Here is a 17,291-nt window from a genome sequence, read left to right as displayed (position 1 = left end):
GCTAGACTTGCATCCATTACCGATCAGTAAAACAGGTGAAACCCATGAGTTCGGCCAACCCACCCTCCCACACCGCCAAGCTGGACCGCATTCTGGCCGATAACCAGCGCGACCGTGAGATGGGTTATCGCGACAAAGCGTTAAAGATGTACCCCCATGTTTGCGGACGTTGTGCTCGTGAATTCGCAGGCAAGCGCCTGAGCGAATTGACCGTGCACCACCGCGATCACAACCACGACAACAACCCCCAGGATGGCTCCAACTGGGAGCTGCTGTGCCTGTACTGCCACGACAATGAACACTCGCGGTACACCGATCAGCAGTATTTCTCCGAAGGCTCGACCAGCAGTCCGAAGATTGCCAAAGCCACCCACAACCCCTTCGCCGCCTTGGCGGGGTTGATGAAGAAAGACGAGTAGCCTGTAAACGATGATCGTGCCCTACCCTCTGCGTGGGAACGATCATCTATGCCGTATAATCGCCAGCTTTCCTTCAAGAGCACCGGCACGTGGCGAATAAACGGTACAGCTGCATTGGTTTGTATAACCCAAAATCCCCGGAAAACGTCGGTTCGGTGATGCGTGCGGCTGGTTGCTACGGCGTGGCTTCGGTGTTCTACACCGGCAAACGCTATGAGCGTGCCCGTGATTTCATCACCGACACCAAAAAAGTCCATCAAGACATTCCGCTGATCGGCATCGACGATCTGAAGAAAATCCTGCCTCTAGGCTGCGTGCCGGTCGCCGTGGAACTGGTCGAGGGTGCCCGCTCGCTGCCTGAATACACGCACCCGGATCGCGCTATCTACATCTTCGGCCCTGAAGACGGGACGCTGGATAAAAGCATCCGTGACTGGTGCGAAGACGTCGTGTACATCCCCACCACAGGCTGCATGAACCTGGCTGCCACCGTCAATGTCGTGCTGTATGACCGCATGGCCAAAGGCAACAACACCCGGTCCGGCCCCAAGTTCTGAATCCACCCGGCGACCGATGACGCCCCTCCCGATTGAACAGTTGTGTCCGGGGGCAGTCAGCTTTAATGAACTCACCTCATCTCATCATGGAGAACGATCATGAGCGATATCCCAGGCAGCGAACGCATTGACTCCGCTCCTTTCGAGACTCAGCCCCAGCAAAACGTGCAAGGCTGGGAGCGCGCGGCCTCTTTGGCGGGTGGCGTACTGATGATGGGTAAAGGTCTGCGCCGTGGCGGCTTTTTGGGTCTGGTCCAGTTGGCCGTTGGCGGCGCGGTGCTGGCGCGCGGGATCACCGGGCACTGCGCGGCAAAAAGCCTGATCGAACAGAGCCGCAGCGACATGAACAAGGCCCGTTCACGTATCGAACGCGTCGGCGCAAAGCTGAGCCAGCTGAAAACCAATGCTGAGGTTGCGACTGAAGCGGCGGCGGTGACCGGCAATGATTCGTTGAAGCGTTCGAAAGCCGGGGTCTGATTCAACCCTTGCTGCGCCGGACTTGCCGCTTTCGCGAATGAATTCGCTCCCTCGGAGCGCCTGCTCTGGTGGAGCGAGTTTATGTGCGAAGAGCGCGCAACGCGTCTACTGCAACAACCCGCTCGCCAACACCGTGGATGGCCCACCGATCACGCTTTCACTGAGCTGGATGAATTCTTTGGTACTCACGGTATCGAGGCGCATCAAGCCCTGACTGACGTTATCCAGCGACTTCTCGTTGCGGGTCTGCTGGCGAATTTCGCGGTCCAGTTCCTGCAATAGCAACACGGCCCGAGCAACAGCCGCCGCGCTGATCCGCTCACCGCGCAGGGTCGTCACCTTGCGGCTGACCTTGGTCATATTCGCTTGTACGGTTTGATACCGCTCTTCGCTCATGCCCCCGGCTCGGCGCATCAACTCAATGGCGTAATACTCGGCCAAGCCATCGCCGATCCATTCGCTGCGCGGGTTGCCATTGATTCGGCTAAACACATGAACCAATTCGCGCACCAACGGGCTGGTCCCGCTTTCGCTGACCACCGGCCGGGCGCTGTTGAGGTAAATGGAGTTATTACCCGCCGTCGCCCCGCGCCACATCGGGTCAGCAGCTCCCACCACTAACAGCTTGAGCGGATTACGCGGAAACACCGCTTGCAGCTGCGGCCACACGAATGTCAGCATCGTCAATACGTCCATTCGGCGCATGCCTTGGCCCTGCGGGGCGGTCACCGTGACATCGGTTTCGCCCAAGCGGGTGCGACGGCTGCCAAGGGTACCGGCCAACATCCATCCTGTGGGGCGATCAAACAGCCGCGAAATATTGTCGATCCGAAAGCGATTTTTGCCAATGCGTGGCCAAGCGGTTTCCACACTGACCCAGCCGCTAGGCAGTTCGAACTCAAGGCGTGAGACCAGCTGGGTACCGTCCTGCTGATCAAGTCGGGCCGGAGGCACCAGATCCTCGCCGCGCATCAACGCCCAGGCTGGGGTCATCCGTGTGTCGAAACTCACGACCTTGCTTGAAGCCAGGCTTGCAGGCGTGTGTGCATGGCTGATGCGCACGCGATAAGTCAGGCTTGCCTTGCCACTGGCCGGCCGCCAAACCCCGCGTTGACTACCCACCGTTTGCCCGGCATTGGGCCGCCACTCGCCGTCAGCCTTGAAAGCACTGTAGTCACCCTTGTTACCCAAATCGAAATCAAGACTGCGCACCGCCTCTCCCTTCGACAGGGTCAGGCGCACTTCAGCCTGATCGCTCTGGGGCAGTAGTTTGACGTAGTAATCCAGATCAACATTCTTCGCCGCCAGCAACGGCGTGCTCATCAGCAAAGTCAGCAACAACAGCAAGGACAACGGCAGTGGATAACGCACAGGCTTACGACTCCTTGTTGAACATGACGACGTCAGCCTGCACGGAAAATCAGGTGTTCTTCCCAATCGTCTTCGGACACGCTGTTCTCGCTGAGCATGCGCCCGGACTGAGAGATACGCTCATGGTGGACCGCGTCGCGATCACCGCACACCAAATGGTGCCAGAGCGGCAGATCCTTGCCTTCACTGACCAAGCGGTAGCCGCAGGTCGGTGGTAGCCATTTGAATTCATCGGCCTGGCCTGGCGTCAATTGAATGCAGTCCGGCACTGACGCACGACGGTTGCTGTAATCGGTGCATTGGCAGGTTTTCAGGTCCAGCAACTTGCAGGCGATGCGCGTGTAATAGACGCTGTTGTCCTCTTCATCTTCGAGTTTTTGCAGACAGCACAGACCGCAGCCATCACACAGCGACTCCCACTCGTCTTGATCGAGTTGCTCGAGGGTTTTGCGTATCCAGAAAGGTTCGACTTTAGCGGCCATGGGTTTGGGCAATCAGCATCAAAGAATGAAAGGCCGCCAGTCTAGTGGCACAAGAGACGCGGGCCAAGCGTTGGCGACTGTCGGTAAGGCCGGACTTGTCAGATGTCGACCGGCAAAGTACTTTTATCAGCCTGATTTCGACGATGCCTGCCGTCCACGGCCCATCTCGCCACGCCCGGCAAGGCCTGATGAACGCTCTGCTGAGTTGTCTATTCCTTTGTCATTTAGCCAGGATATTCATGAGCATTAATCCCCGCATCGCCGATTATCCGATCGACCCACAATTTACCGATCGTTGGTCGCCACGCGCCTTTACCGGCGAGGCCATTCCCGAGGAAACCCTGCTGAGCTTTTTTGAAGCCGCACGCTGGGCGCCGTCGGCCTATAACTCGCAGCCGTGGCGCTTCTTATATGCTCGCCGTGACACACCTAACTGGGAGCGCTTCCTCGGCTTGCTCAATGAATTCAACCGCGGTTGGGCACAGCATGCATCGGCACTGGTGATTGTGATCTCGAAAACCACCTTTACTGCGCCCGGCGCCACGGAAGAAACCCCAGCCCTGTGGCACACCTTCGACACCGGTTCAGCCTGGGGCCACCTCGCCCTGCAAGCCAGCCTGAGCGGCTGGCACACGCATGGCATGGCCGGCTTCGATCAGGAACTGACCCGCAAAGAATTGAAAATCCCTGAGGGTTATGCCCTGCACGCAGCGGTTGCGATTGGCAAACTCGGCGACAAATCGACCCTGGCGGAATACCTGCAAGCCCGGGAAACACCAAGCCCGCGTCGTCCGCTGTCGGAACTGACAGCCGAAGGCGATTTCAGCCTGTAAACCGATTGCACATATGCGTGCAGGCTGTGTGAGAGCGAATAGATTCGCTCTCACACAATTGCGCAGCGCCCTAATAACCTCTGGAAAAGTCCACTTCTCCGCGCAACGCTTCTCCCGCCTGAAATGCCCGCACGTTATCGACAAACAGCTGGACCATCGCCGCAGGCGAAGTAGGCGCCGAGCTATGTCCTGTCAATAACAGGCCCCAGGCCGTCCAGAATGGATGACGTTGCGGCAATGGCTCCTGACGACAGACATCGATCACCGCGCCCGCCAAGTGTCCTTCCTTCAACGCTTCGACCAAGTCCGCATCAACCACCGCCACACCCCGCCCGACGTTGATAAACACGCCCGTCGGCTTGAATTTTGCGAACAGTTTCGCGTCGAACAGGTCGTGGGTTTCCGGGGTGTTTGGCAGCAGGTTGATGACGTAATCCACTTCGCCGACCAGGCGATCCAGATCCGTCAGAGCGCCCACTTCAACGAACGGTGCCTGGGTACGCGGTGCAGAGGCAATGCCATACAGCTCTACGCCGAACGGCAGCAGGAACTGCGCCACGCTCTGGCCGATATCGCCAGCACCGACAATCAACGCCTTGCGCCCGGCCAGGCTCTGGCTCAATCGGTTATCCCATTTGCGCTCGACCTGGCTAACCAGCCGCGCCAGCACTTCACGCTCATGGCCCAGCATGTAAGTCAGCACAAACTCGGCCATGACCTGGCCGAAGACGCCCACGGCACGGGTCAACCGGTATTCCCGGGGCAGACCTTCAGCCAGTAATGGGGTGATCCCGGCCCACGTCGATTGCAGCCACTGCGGGGTATGCCCCTGGCGCAACAGGGTGGCCAGCAGGTCCGGTTGCCCCAGCCAGACCGGGCAGTCTGCGGCCATTCGAGACAGCTCGGCCGAATCGCCGGTGCTCATGACTTCCAGGTCGGGTGCAATCTGGCCCAGCAATTGGGTGTAAAGGGGGTAATCGTGTTCAGCAATCAGAACGCGCATGGCTCAAAACCTTTAAAAACAAAACATGCGTCTATCGACGGGGGCAGCCCCCATCGATATCAGTCGCACTCAAGAAGCAGTCCACTGCGCCGACGTGTCGGACGAGGGCTCTTTACAGAGGATCGTTACGGCGCAGCAGCTCTTCGGGAAGGTGCTCGATGTACTCGTCTTCTGCTGGCGGCATTTGCAGGTGATAGCCCTGCTTGTCGAGATTCTCAAGCACTTGATTGATGTCCTCGCGGGACAGCTTGCGCTCGGGGCTAAGCACCAGATCGAACGTATGGGTCGGCGGCCCGAAAGCGATCAGCAAGTCTGCGGGCACCTTTTTGAGCGCATCGCTTTTGAGCACGTACAGGTACATCTCGTTTTTACGCGGGCTTCTATAAATGGAGCAAATACGTTTCAAGGCTGTTCTCCAGCAGAGGCAAGGCTGTCGAGCAGCGCTTGGCCCATCAGTTCGCGGCGCCAGCCACGCAGCGAATCAGGCAATTGATAGGGACCATTGGGATAGCCACTTTTCAGCAACGCTTCCAGGGTCTTTTTGCGCAGCATCAGTTCAGGGGCCATGTTCAGCCTCTCAGCTTGTTGCTGGCCGATAACACGCAACGTCTTCAGAACCGCTGCAGCTTCGATAGGCAATGGCTCAGGCAACGCTTGAGGCCACTGATCAGGAGGCAGGCTGGCGGATTTCTTGATCAGGTCGATCAGAAACTCACCGTCCTGTCGCACGGTTTTGGGATGCATATCTTCAATTTTTGCCAGCGCAGAAAGGTTGTCCGGCTGCGTTTTGGCCAAGGGCCACAGTGAGTGCTCGCGGATAACCCGATTGCGCGGCAAGTTGCGGGCCCGCGCCTCACGTTCGCGCCAGGCACACAACTCGCGCAACACCGCCAGCTGCGAGCGGGACAACTTCCACGCCAGCTTGGCTTCGCGGTAAAGCTCGTCGGGATCGGTTTCGCGGCGCAGATTGGCGACCAACTCCGCACCGTCATCAAGCAACCAGGCGTGTTTCTCTTCGGACAGCTTGGGCTGCAGGATGCTGTAGACCTCAGCCAGATGCACTGCATCTTCCGCAGCGTAGCTGATCTGAGTCTCGGACAACGGACGCTGCAACCAGTCGGAACGGGTTTCGCCCTTGGGCAAGTCGATCCCCAGCACTTCCTGAACCAGACGTGAATACCCCATGGAAAACCCGAGATTCAAGTACGCAGCAGCCAACTGCGTGTCGAACAGCGGCGCAGGCAGACTGCCGGTCAGACGCAGGAGTACTTCCAGGTCTTCACTGCAGGCGTGGACCACTTTTATCACGGAGGGGTTTTCGAGCAGCGCGCACATTGGCCGCCAGTCGTTGATCAGCAACGGATCGATCAGGTAGGCGCGAGCACCATCACCGATCTGCAGCAACGCGGCAATCGGGTAAAAAGTATCGACCCGCATGAATTCGGTATCGAGGGCGACAAAGGGCAGTGACTGCCATTCGCGGCAATGTTGGGCGAGGCTGGCGTCGTCGCGAATCCAGTGAATATCAATGGCCACACGGCTCTCCCTTGAAGAATGGCGCGCAGTATATATCGCCCTCACCGGTTACCGCGCATCTGCACTGCAAGTCTTGAATAACTTCCTGCAATCCTGCGATGAAAACCCGACCGATGACCGGGTTGAAACTTATGATTTACGCAACACATAAACCCGCCACATCGCATAGCCGGGCAGAACATCATGATGGCCGAGGATCTGGAAACCAGCCTGTTCGAATTCAGCTTCTATAGCGGCCCGGCTTACGACAAAGCGATTCATCTTCGAGGCTATCGGTTCAGCGCTCGCGCGACCGCGCTCTAAACGCTTGCGCCGCCAGGCCTTGATGTTGCCATCCACCCACAAGGACACAATGACGGTGTCACGGGTCACCCTGTGGAATTCACGCAGGATTGCCGAGCGCTGATCACTATCAGCGACATGATGAAACAGACGCATACAGAAAATGCAGTCCACCGCATTGGCTGACAGGTCGATAGAGAGCGGCGATGTCTGAAAGGTCTTGATCCGTTTAAGCTTTTCAGCTGGAAAACTGGCCTCGGCAACGGCAAGCATTTCCAAGGAGGGGTCCGCTGCCAGGACCACCCGATTGGTATGTTCGGTCAGTACCGGCCAGAAACGGCCTGCACCCGTGGGCAGAGCCAGAACCAACCCAGGGTCGCCAGCCACCTTCAAGGCGTGCCTGGCCAATTGCTCATCACGCCAATGGCCAAGTTGTCCTGAAAACCCAAGAGGATGTTTTTTCAGAGAGTGCCGAGCGAGTTCATGCTCGCGCCGCCTGGAAAATTCACGATCAATGGGTGGGGGTGGTTGCGCAGACATGGCCAGCAGACTCTTTATAAATGATCAGCAGATAAACGGCCAAAAGCCAAAACCAAAGGTATCCATTACAACGCTACTGACTGGCCAGCACACCGTCTGTCATCACCCCACGACAGCCCGCGAACATATCGAGGCTGGGGTCGTAGACGGTGCTGTCGACCTGCAACAAGCCGAGCATGGAGTGAAACAGGTTGTCTTGACTCAAGGGCGCATTTCGCTGTTGCTGCACACAGTTCGCATTGAGCGAAAACGCGTGTTGATACGCCTCAGAAAACCAGGCCACCATCGGCACATGTTTCTGTTGGTCCGGCGCCAGCAGATAGGGCGTGCCGTGCAGGTACAAGTTGTACTCGCCCAATGACTCGCCGTGATCGGACATATACAGCATGGCGGTATCCACCTTGCCCTGATTGCTGCGCAGGGTATCGATCAAGCTGGCCAAGACATGGTCGGTGTACAACAAGGTGTTGTCGTAACCGTTAACGATGCTTTCACGACTGCAATTATTCAGGGCGTTGCTTTCGCATACCGGCGTGAATTTTTCAAACGCCTTAGGGTAGCGTTTGAAATACTCGGGACCGTGACTGCCCATTTGATGGAGCACCAGGACCGTGTCCTGATCCAGGTTATCAATAAAATGCTGCAGCCCCTGCAGAAGGATTTCGTCGCGGCATTCGTTATTGGCACACAGCACCGGGTCCTGGAGCTTGCTCACGTCCTGGACGGTGACTCGATCACAGGTACCTTTGCAGCCTGACTGGTTGTCGCGCCAGACAACGTTCAGCCCTGCATGCTTGAGCACATCAAGAACGCCCTCTTGATTCTTGGCCTTGCTGGCGCTGTAGTCCTTGCGCGCCATGTTGGAAAACATGCAGGGCACCGACACAGCTGTCTCGGTCCCGCAAGAATGTACGTCGCTGAAAGCGATCACACCCTTCTCTTTCTGAAGCTGCGGTGTTGTATCGCGGTTGTAGCCAAGGATCCCGAAATTCTCGGCTCGCGCACTCTCCCCCACCACCAGTACTGTCAATGATTTTCGGGTGTGCAGGTCCCAGCCGGTTGACCGTTTGGCATCTTCGCCAATTTTCACGAACGGGCGTTGTGCCGAAACGACCTGCTCACGCAAGTACCCCACCGATGCACCGATATAATTGCTCGGCACCACCATCAAGCGCAGTTCGTGATGATTGCGAAACAAGGAAGACAAGCCCTGATAGTTCGCCATCGCGACCACACCGATCAGCCCGGTGCAGGCCACGGTGACCAAGGCTTTACTGATCAGATCATGGTGCCAGCGACGGTAGTTGATCGTGGTTTTCCAGAGTATCAAAGAAGGCACGATACCCAACAATACGATATACACAGCCATCTTCACCGAGAGCAAGTCACGCACTTCAGTGGCATTGGTTTCAGCAAAATTCCGCAACATCCCAGTGTCGATCATGACGCCGTACTGGCTCATGAAATAAGCCACGCTGGAACTGACCAAAAACAAGAATATCAAGACGGGCTTTAATACACGTTTGAACGCCAAAAACGTCAATACAATATTAAAAATGCAGAGCACCATGACGCCGAAGGCAACGCGCATGGCGATGCCTTCCCAGTCCGCAGCCGTGATTGCAAAAAGGTGCAGCCACAGGGTTACGTTGAACCCGAACAGCAAAAAACAGCTGGCAATCAGGGTGACAAGCTCAGGGCGTACAGCTTTGACGTTCAGAATGAGGCCTGCTTGATCAAAATAAAAAATACGCCGAAACAAACCTGATCACTGGCCACCTCCGACGTGAAAAATATTAATCAATCAAGCATCAATTTTTTGTGAAAAGGATGCGAGCGAAGGGTTCAGGATGGTTTCTTTTCCTGTAGGAAAACAAACCATGGCAGGCCAGAACCTTCCTTCACCATGCCTGTTGGCTACATTGCCTGCCTAAGCCTGATGTAAATACCAGCGCCAATCCTGTTCACCTACTTCACCCATGAACTGCCGATACTCGGCGTGTTTGACGGCAAGATAGACCTGCAGAAACTTGCTGCCAAATACATCTCGTGCCCAGCCAGAGGCTTCCAGCGCACGTAAAGTCGTCAGCCAGTCTGTCGGCAATAATTGCGCGGCCTGCGAATAACCATTGCCTTCGACCGGTGCGCCGGGGTCCAGTTGCTGGCGGATACCCAAATGAATACCCGCCAGAATCGCGGCCGCTGCCAGATAGGGATTGGCATCGGCACCGCAGATACGGTGCTCGATATGGCGGGTGTATGCTGGACCGCCCGGTACGCGCAGGCTGACCGTGCGATTGTCTACCCCCCAGGTCGCCGACAACGGTGCGTAGCTGTTGGTCTGGAATCGACGATAAGAGTTGGCGTTCGGACAGAACAGCAATAACGAATCAAGCAGCGTCGTGAGCATCCCGCCCACGGCGTGGCGCAACAGTGGCGTGCCGTCAGCGGCCTCGCTGGCGAACAGATTGTTACCCTGTTCGTCCGCGAGACTGACATGCATGTGCATGCCGGTGCCGGCCAGGTCATCGAACGGCTTGGCCATGAAGCAGGCAATCATTCCGTGCTTGTGCGCGATGCCTTTGACCAATCGCTTGTAGCGGACTGCTTCGTCCATTGCCTGCAACGCATCGGCACGGTGCTCAAGGGTGATCTCTACTTGTCCCGGCGCATATTCGGAGATCGCTGTGCGCGCCGGAATCCCTTGCAACTTGCAGGCACTATAAAGATCGGCGAGAAACGGCTCAATCTGTTCCAGTTCACGCAAGCCGTACACCTGAGTCGCCACAGGCCGGCCGCCATCCACATCCCGGTGCGGCTGCGGACGGCCATTGCTGTCGCGTTGGCGATCAAGCAGATAAAACTCAAGCTCCGCCGCCATCACCGGGTAATACCCGTCAGCCTTGAGCCCATCGATAACCTTGACCAACAGGCGGCGCGGGTCCGCTACCGATGCCGGCATACCTTGTTCCGGGTGCATGCTGACCTGCACCGCCGCCGTGGGAATCTGCCTCCAGGGCATGCGCTGCAGACTGCCGGACACCGGATAAGCGCGGCAATCGATATCGCCCACATCCCAGACCAGCCCGGAGTTTTCAACGTCTTCACCATTGATGGTCAGGCCAAGAGTCGTGCTTGGCAACGGCCGGCCGCTTTCATACACCGCGAGTAATTCATCACGGTGCAGCAACTTGCCGCGAGGTACGCCGTTGTTGTCGAGGATGAACAGTTCGAACATCTCGATATCGGGATTCAGCTCAAGAAAACTCAGGGCTTCTTGCAGGGGAGCAAAACTCATGGCGATTCACTTTTTCTTCCAGGCACGCGCTCGGGCGCTTGCCGGTTGGTAAACACACACGTTGCCGCACGCTAAAAAACGTCAGGCAAATGCGAATGAAGGTTTAACCAGAAAAAGAGCCATCCGGTGGACGCGCATGGCGACAATGCCACAACGCCCAAAAGTCCAACTCGGAAGGGAGCGCGCAGGTACCTTGCACCGACATTGGCCGGGGGTGTTGAGACGGAACGCAGGTCACGGCTGTACCAGCCAAAAGTCCGTGCCTGATCCCTCCGTTCAACCCATCCATAAAAAATGCCGCCGACAATAGATGTGTTGCAGCGTCACACAGCGCTATAGGTCATTCAATCCAGTTTTAACAATGCTTGGTTACCTGAGGACTAAACATTCACCCTCTCCACCCTCATCAAATGCCCTACAGGACAAGTTCACTTTGATGGGGCAACGTCGTGGGCTACGATCACGCTTCCTGAACAGACGTTGATAGCGTTTCAGCGTTTGTCGAATGAACGAGAGTACGTGATGAGCAGCGAATTACAGGTCGTGGACATTCAACCCGGTGACGGCAAGGCAGTGGTCAAAGGTGCCCTGATCACCACCCAATACAACGGTTTTCTGGAGGACGGAACCACGTTCGACTCCTCCTATGATCGCGGCAAGCCTTTCCAGTGCGTCATCGGAACCGGACGCGTGATCAAAGGCTGGGATCAAGGACTAATGGGCATGAAAGTCGGCGGTAAGCGCAAACTCTTTGTGCCGGCCCACCTCGCCTACGGCGAAAGGCAGGTCGGCGCCCACATCAAGCCGAACTCAAACCTGATTTTCGACATTGAGTTGCTGGAAGTGCTGACGCGGGATGATTAATGACGCGACGTTCAGATCATTGCCAGCCGCTCGACGCAGGGTTGCACCTCTTATGGATTTGCAGACGGAAACCACCCAGTCCGTAAAGCAAATGATCGCCACTCTGCGCGGGACGTTGCTGTGGGTGAGCGCCTGACCCGCTTTGCTGAGCAGATCAGCGGCGACTCCCGCAATATCTGCAGATCACGATTGATCGAGTGAACCGCGACACCAATGTGTTCAGCCGCATCAAAACCCGAAAATGCGGAACGCCGCCTGGGCGTAATTGCGACTCTCGTCTATATCACCAACGGCTCTAGATCAAGCCTTTTCGGTCAAAAGCTGTGTCACCTATCTGCTATAACCCTGCCACTTCTCTGTAATGATCTCCGGTAATACTGGCGCCAGTTTTTTGAACAAGGGGTTACCGCCCCACATGGCGCGAGCGGAAAGCGCCAGCTTTTCCTGAGGAGACGTATGTCACCTCATCATAAATTTGGAGATCATTATGCGTTTTGTTTCTACACGAATTGCAGCGGGACTTTGTGGTGGCATGGTGTTGGCCATGAGCGTTCCAGCCAGTGCCGCAGTCGATGCAAAACTGCTCGAAATGCTCAAGGCCAATGGTTCCATCTCGCCCGCACAGTATGCTGAGCTGCAAGCCGAGCTGAGTAAAGATCAACAAGCCCAGCAACAGGCTGTCTCCCAACAGGTCAAGAAAGAAGACCTGAGCGCGTTCGAGAAAAAAGTGGCTTGGGCTTCCAAGACCCAGTTCAAGGGCGATGTCCGTGTGCGCCAAGAGACCGTCAAGATCGACGGCGAATCCAACAACGGCGCCGACAAAAACCGCCAACGCATCCGGGCCCGCTTGGGTGCTTACAGTGAAATCAACCCGCAGGTTGACACCGGCATCCGTATTGCCACTGGTGGCGGAGATGATGCTCGCTCCACCAACCAAGACCTGAATGGCTACTTCGACAAGAAACAAATCTGGTTGGACCAGGCCTATATCGACTTCCACCCCAAGGCTGTGGAAAACCTTCACCTGATCGGCGGCAAAATGGTCCAACCATGGGTGAGCATGGGCGATGTCATCTGGGATAGCGACATCAACCCAGAAGGTTTGGCGGCCACTTATAAATACCCGCTTGGCGGCAAAACTGAGCTGTTCGGCAGTGCTGGTTACTACACGCTCAAAGACAACGTCGATGGCGAGGGCGTACAGTTCAGTCACGACCTGCGCCTGTACGCAGGCCAACTCGGTGCACGCTTTGCACCGACCGACAACCTCAAGGTCACCTTGGGCGGTAGCCTCTATACCTATGACAACGGCAGCGACAGTCGCTGCCCGACCACCGGCGCGGTAACCACGCCTTGCGCACTGGCAGTCAACGGCAACTCCACCAGCGACTTCCGACTGTACGAAGGCTTCGGTCAGATCGACATCAGCGGCCTGCCAGTACCGCTCACCCTTTATGGACAATATGTTCTCAACAACGGGACCAGCAGTGACCAGGACACCGCCTGGCTGACAGGCTTCAAGACACGCCTGTATGTCTTCAACCTCGATTACAACTACCGCGATGTTCAGCGCAACGCCGTGGTCGGAGCCTTCACCGACTCCGACTTCGCCAACGGCACCACCGGTTCGCGTGGGCACAAGTTCAAGGTGGGTTACGACATCGACAAGAACTTCGCAGTCGGCGCCACTTACTACATGGCTGACGCAGATTACGCCAGCCGCACCCAGACCGACGCCAAAACCAACACCCTGCAGTTGGATGTGGAAGCTAAGTTCTAAAGCCTGATCTCTCGTTGTGATTGGAACGCTGAAGTCATTCAGCGTTTTCCCTACAGGCTGGCGCTGGCGCGTTGATCCCCTCTCATCCGTCGGTTGCGCCATTCGCGCCAGCCTGCCTTTCAATCTCCCTTTTTGTTCGGCCTGGCGCGGGCGTTGCACCTTTACCCTGCTCTGATCGCGGCCCCATCAGCAAGAATCATCTCGGCAGCCTTCTCGGCGATCATCAGGGTCGGCGAACAGGTATTGCCTGACACAATCGTCGGCATGATCGACGCATCTACCACGCGCAAGCCACTGATACCCCGTACCCGCAGACGCTCATCGACAACAGCATCACTGCCCTGCCCCATCTTGCAGGTGCCGACAGGATGAAAAATCGTCGTGCCAATGCTACTGGCGGCCTGACGCAGTTGTTCTTCGCTTTGCAGATTCGCGCCAGGCAGATACTCCACCGGCTGAAAACTCGCCAATGCGGGCGCAGCGACAATCCGCCGGGTCAGGCGTATCGCATCGGCCGCCACATGGAGGTCGGCTTCATGGCTTAAGTAGTTCGGGCAAATCGAAGGCGGCTCATCCACAAGAGCAGAACGAATTTCGACCGTCCCGCGACTCAGGGGTCGCAGATTGCAGACTGAAGCAGTGAACGCGGCAAAACTGTGCAACGGCTCACCGAAGCGCTCCAGCGATAACGGTTGCACATGATATTCAAGGTTGGCCGAGCGCTGCTCAGGGTCCGAGCGGGCGAAGGCGCCCAATTGGCTTGGCGCCATGGCCAACGGACCGCTGCGATTGATCGCGTAACGCAGGCCCATGTTGATCTTGCCCCAAAGGCTGCCAACCATCTGATTGAGGGTCTTACCGTTACTGATCTGATAGATCAACCGCAGTTGAAGATGGTCCTGCAGATTGCTCCCTACGCCTGGCAGCTCATGACGCACACCGATACCGAGCTTCTCAAGCAAGGGTCTCGGGCCGATGCCGGATCGCTGCAACAACGTCGGCGAACCAATGGCCCCGCAGCACAGAATGATCTCTCGGCGAGCGCGCAAGTGTTGCTCGCACTGCTGAACATGCGCAACAACGGCACTCGCGCGGCCATTTTCGAATTCGATACGTGACGCTTCCACGCCTGTGAGGACTGTCAGATTCTTGCGCTGCGCAATAGGCCGCAAAAATGCCTTGGACGCATTCCAGCGTACGCCGCGCCGCTGATTGACCTGAAAGTAACTGCAACCTTCATTGTCGCCGCCGTTAAAGTCGTCGATAGACTCGATGCCAGTCTGCGCTGCGGCCTGGCGAAAGGCATCAAGAATGCCCCATGACAGCCGTTGCGGCTCCACCCGCCATTCACCCCCCGCGCCATGCATGGCAGAGTCGCCGGCGTAGTGATTTTCTGAGCGTTTGAATAACGGCAATACCTCTTTCCAACCCCAGCCCACATTGCCTTGAGCCGCCCAGTCATCATAGTCATGGGCCTGGCCGCGCATATAGATCATGCCGTTGATGGATGAACTGCCGCCCAGCACTTTGCCCCGGGGGTAGTTGAGCGAACGACCATTAAGCCCGGGCTCGGCTTCAGTTTTGAAGCACCAGTCCGTACGTGGGTTGCCGATGCAGTAGAGATAGCCGACCGGGATATGAATCCAGGGGTAATTGTCCAGCCCGCCGGCTTCGAGCAACAGCACGCGGTGTGCAGGGTTTTGCGAAAGCCGATTGGCCAGCAAGCAGCCCGCAGGTCCGGCGCCCACAATCACATAGTCATACGGCTCACTCGTCGCTTGCATGCAGCCCTCGCTGGTCTTCTTATTGTTTTGTTGTCCGAGGCCATCCTATGCTTTCTTCAAGAAAACGAAAGGCCGCTGCAAGTTGCCTTGCAGCGGCCTTTATCAACGGTTTTTAAGCCGGGTGACGATCAAACCGACTTGCGGCGATAGTCCCGGTAGTTAGGCATCCAGAAGTTGCGCTCGATAGCCGCAAGCAACATGTCTTCTGAGGTTTCCAGCGCCACGCCATCAGCTTGAGCTTGCTTGGCAACTGCCAAGGCAATTTTCCTGCTGACTGCCTGGATATCCTTGATCGGTGGCAGTACTGCATCACCCAGCCCCGTCACCATTGGCGAGCACTCCGCCAAAGCGTTGGACGCGGCCATCAACATCTTATCGGTGATTCTCGAGGCCTTGCTTGCGATGACGCCCAAGCCAATCCCCGGAAAAATGTAAGAGTTGTTGCATTGAGCAATATGGACCGTGCGGCCATTGATCGATACCGGAGCAAACGGGCTGCCGGTGGCGACCAAGGCATTACCATCGGTCCAGCGCAGGATTTCCTCCGGTGTGGCCTCGACTTTGGAGGTTGGGTTGGACATCGGCATCACCAACGGCTTGGCGCAATGCTTGTGCATTTCGCGGATTACCTGCTCGGTAAACAAGCCCCGCTGGCCCGACACACCAATCATGACGGTGGCATTGGCGTGGCTGACAACATCGAGCAATTGCGGGAATGCCTCGTCGCCTGCCCAGCCTGCTACATCCTCGGTTTTCTGTGCCAGGCGCTGTTGAAATTCCAGCAGGCCAGTCATGTTCTCGGTCAGCAAGCCATAACGGTCGACCATGAAAATGCGCTTGCGTGCTTCGCTCTCACTCAGCCCTTGTATCTGCATCGCTGCAATGATGTGTTCGGCAATGCCACAGCCTGCCGAACCGGCACCGACAAACACCACCACCTGCTCTCCAAGGGTCTCGCCTTTGGCTTTACAGGCCGCGAGTAACGTACCCACCGCGACCGAAGCGGTGCCTTGAATGTCATCGTTGAAGCAGCACAATTGGTCCCTGTACTTATTCAGCAATGGCATCGCATTCGATTGGGCAAAGTCTTCGAACTGCAGTAGCACGTCAGGCCAGCGACGCTGCACCGCCTCAATGAACATCGCGACGAACTCTTCGTACTCCTGACCGGTTACACGCTCATGGCGCCAGCCCATGTACATCGGGTCGTCCAGCAACTCGCGGTTGTTGGTGCCAACGTCGAGCACAATCGGCAACGTGTAGGCCGGGCTGATCCCACCGCACGCGGTGTAGAGCGACAACTTACCAATCGGGATGCCCATACCGCCAATGCCCTGGTCGCCCAGGCCGAGAATTCGCTCACTGTCGGTGACGACGATGATCTTGATCTGATCCTTGGTCGCGCTGCGCAGAATGTCGTCAATACGGTCGCGCTCCGGGTACGAGACAAACAGCCCCCGATGGGTGCGATAGATTTTCGAGAACTCCTGACACGCTTGACCAACCGTCGGTGTGTAGATGATCGGCAGCATTTCATCCAGGTGCGAGTCGAGCAGACGGAAGAACAACGTCTCGTTGTTGTCCTGAATCGAGCGCAGGTAAATGTGCTTGTCGAGGTCGCTGGCGCATTGGTTGTATTGGCTGAAAACCCGAGCCACTTGCTCTTCTATCGTCTCCACGTTCTGCGGCAGCAGCCCGATCAAGTTGAACTCGACCCTCTCCTGCGGCGTGAAAGCACTGCCCTTGTTCAGCAGCGGCATCTCCAGCAGGGAAGGTCCAGCGTAGGAAATATATAAAGGACGCGAGGTTTTGCTCATTTTCAGTGATCGCCTTTTTCTGTTTACTCTGAAATTTCGATACGGAACCAAGACGGACAGCCGGAGCCTGACGGCTCTCTATTCAACCCGCCTCAGCAATCTCAAGGGACGAGATTGCGCTGCCTATCTTACTCGCGGTCGAGCCATTGCAGCAGGGTGATCATCGTACAACTTGATGACATTGGAGATGGCACCCGCAACGGCAAGGTCGCCGATGCTCGAATCGACTACGGTGGTCCATCAAACAG

General features: G+C 56.8%; 16 protein-coding genes. 6 read left to right on the top strand and 10 right to left on the bottom strand.

The annotated features are described in order from the left end of the window. The first annotated feature begins 44 nt into the window (after positions 1–44). From RGU44_RS01880 to RGU44_RS01870, 3 genes are all read left to right on the top strand, one after another. Positions 45–419: a YajD family HNH nuclease gene (locus tag RGU44_RS01880; RefSeq protein ID WP_219064227.1), complete on the top strand. Its 375-nt coding sequence runs from the start codon at positions 45–47 to the stop codon at positions 417–419. Positions 420–508: 89 nt separating this feature from the next. Further along, positions 509–976: an RNA methyltransferase gene (locus RGU44_RS01875; protein WP_219064228.1), complete on the top strand. Its 468-nt coding sequence runs from the start codon at positions 509–511 to the stop codon at positions 974–976. A 99-nt stretch (positions 977–1,075) separates the two neighbouring features. Further along, positions 1,076–1,453, top strand: a complete 378-nt coding sequence (locus RGU44_RS01870) for a DUF2892 domain-containing protein (protein WP_322215347.1) — start codon at positions 1,076–1,078, stop codon at positions 1,451–1,453. Positions 1,454–1,558: 105 nt separating this feature from the next. Here the strand turns inward: RGU44_RS01870 and RGU44_RS01865 are convergent, their stop codons facing one another. Further along, the gene (locus RGU44_RS01865) at positions 1,559–2,776 is read right to left on the bottom strand and encodes a hypothetical protein (protein ID WP_322182764.1); all 1,218 of its coding nucleotides are present in this window, start codon (positions 2,774–2,776) and stop codon (positions 1,559–1,561) included. An 80-nt stretch (positions 2,777–2,856) separates the two neighbouring features. Continuing rightward, the gene (locus RGU44_RS01860; protein WP_219064230.1) at positions 2,857–3,306 is read right to left on the bottom strand and encodes a YcgN family cysteine cluster protein; all 450 of its coding nucleotides are present in this window, start codon (positions 3,304–3,306) and stop codon (positions 2,857–2,859) included. Positions 3,307–3,545: 239 nt separating this feature from the next. On the opposite strand from RGU44_RS01860, the gene RGU44_RS01855 reads away from it, so the two are divergent. After that, complete coding sequence (locus tag RGU44_RS01855) at positions 3,546–4,139, top strand: nitroreductase family protein (RefSeq protein ID WP_322180315.1); 594 nt, start codon at positions 3,546–3,548, stop codon at positions 4,137–4,139. 70 nt (positions 4,140–4,209) lie between these two features. Here the strand turns inward: RGU44_RS01855 and RGU44_RS01850 are convergent, their stop codons facing one another. From RGU44_RS01850 to RGU44_RS01825, 6 genes are all read right to left on the bottom strand, one after another. Further along, positions 4,210–5,142 (bottom strand): D-2-hydroxyacid dehydrogenase, encoded by a 933-nt coding sequence (locus RGU44_RS01850; RefSeq protein WP_322180317.1) that lies wholly within the window; start codon positions 5,140–5,142, stop codon positions 4,210–4,212. 112 nt (positions 5,143–5,254) lie between these two features. After that, positions 5,255–5,548 (bottom strand): YcgL domain-containing protein, encoded by a 294-nt coding sequence (locus tag RGU44_RS01845; RefSeq protein WP_219064233.1) that lies wholly within the window; start codon positions 5,546–5,548, stop codon positions 5,255–5,257. After that, positions 5,545–6,678, bottom strand: coding sequence for a ribonuclease D (rnd, locus tag RGU44_RS01840; RefSeq protein ID WP_322180320.1), 1,134 nt, complete (start codon positions 6,676–6,678; stop codon positions 5,545–5,547). Before rnd ends, RGU44_RS01845 begins: the two co-directional genes overlap by 4 nt. Positions 6,679–6,807: 129 nt before the next feature. Further along, positions 6,808–7,500 (bottom strand): class I SAM-dependent methyltransferase, encoded by a 693-nt coding sequence (locus tag RGU44_RS01835; RefSeq protein WP_322180322.1) that lies wholly within the window; start codon positions 7,498–7,500, stop codon positions 6,808–6,810. A gap of 73 nt (positions 7,501–7,573) precedes the next feature. Further along, positions 7,574–9,223, bottom strand: coding sequence for a phosphoethanolamine--lipid A transferase (locus RGU44_RS01830; protein ID WP_322182766.1), 1,650 nt, complete (start codon positions 9,221–9,223; stop codon positions 7,574–7,576). A 207-nt stretch (positions 9,224–9,430) separates the two neighbouring features. Continuing rightward, positions 9,431–10,798, bottom strand: coding sequence for a glutamine synthetase family protein (locus RGU44_RS01825; RefSeq protein WP_322215344.1), 1,368 nt, complete (start codon positions 10,796–10,798; stop codon positions 9,431–9,433). 522 nt (positions 10,799–11,320) lie between these two features. Between RGU44_RS01825 and RGU44_RS01820 the strand changes: the two genes are divergently transcribed. Continuing rightward, positions 11,321–11,662 (top strand): FKBP-type peptidyl-prolyl cis-trans isomerase, encoded by a 342-nt coding sequence (locus RGU44_RS01820; RefSeq protein ID WP_322180326.1) that lies wholly within the window; start codon positions 11,321–11,323, stop codon positions 11,660–11,662. Between the two features lie 487 nt (positions 11,663–12,149). Next, positions 12,150–13,442: a putative porin gene (locus RGU44_RS01815; RefSeq protein ID WP_322180328.1), complete on the top strand. Its 1,293-nt coding sequence runs from the start codon at positions 12,150–12,152 to the stop codon at positions 13,440–13,442. A gap of 161 nt (positions 13,443–13,603) precedes the next feature. Here the strand turns inward: RGU44_RS01815 and RGU44_RS01810 are convergent, their stop codons facing one another. Both RGU44_RS01810 and RGU44_RS01805 read right to left on the bottom strand, forming a co-directional pair. Continuing rightward, positions 13,604–15,226, bottom strand: coding sequence for a GMC family oxidoreductase (locus tag RGU44_RS01810; protein WP_322180330.1), 1,623 nt, complete (start codon positions 15,224–15,226; stop codon positions 13,604–13,606). A gap of 128 nt (positions 15,227–15,354) precedes the next feature. After that, positions 15,355–17,043 carry an NAD-dependent malic enzyme gene (locus RGU44_RS01805; RefSeq protein ID WP_322180331.1) on the bottom strand — a complete coding sequence of 563 codons (1,689 nt, stop codon included), beginning with the start codon at positions 17,041–17,043 and terminating at the stop codon, positions 15,355–15,357. Positions 17,044–17,291: the final 248 nt, after the last annotated feature.

The organism is Pseudomonas sp. 5C2, assembly GCF_034314155.1.
Lineage (GTDB): Bacteria > Pseudomonadota > Gammaproteobacteria > Pseudomonadales > Pseudomonadaceae > Aquipseudomonas.
The sequence above is the reverse complement of the archived record's forward strand: the minus strand, read 5'-3'. Positions and strand labels throughout refer to the sequence as shown.